The sequence below is a fragment of the Paramagnetospirillum caucaseum genome, assembly GCF_000342045.1.
GTDB lineage: Bacteria > Pseudomonadota > Alphaproteobacteria > Rhodospirillales > Magnetospirillaceae > Phaeospirillum > Phaeospirillum caucaseum.
On the sequence record NZ_AONQ01000213.1, the window covers coordinates 1 to 372 of the forward strand.

1 protein-coding gene is annotated in these 372 nt (G+C 58.1%); it reads left to right on the plus strand.

Annotated features, from left to right (window positions below; all coding sequences use genetic code 11):
* Positions 1–372: Y-family DNA polymerase (locus H261_RS23050; RefSeq protein WP_008622993.1), on the plus strand; the 372-nt coding region annotated here is incomplete at both ends.

Below are 372 nucleotides of genomic sequence, written 5' to 3' on the forward strand. Positions count from 1 at the left end.
GGTCTATTCCATCGACGAGTCCTTCGTGGACCTGACCGGAATTCCGGATGGCGATGGCTTCGCCAGAATTCTCCGGCGGAAGGTTCGCCAGTGGACCGGCATTCCTGTTTGCATCGGAATTGCCCAAACCAAAACCTTGGCCAAATTGGCAAACCGGGTTGCCAAAAAGGCACCCAAAACCGGCGGCGTCCTGGACTTATCCGCGAATCCGGCTTGGTTAGAGAAGGCCCTGGCCAAAGTCGATGTCGATGATGTTTGGGGAATCGGTCATCGCTGGGCGGCGATGCTGCATGACCGAGGAATTCACAAGGCCGCCCATCTGCGCGACGCAGAGGATGGTTGGGTTCGCAAGCGAATGGGGGTCATCGGACC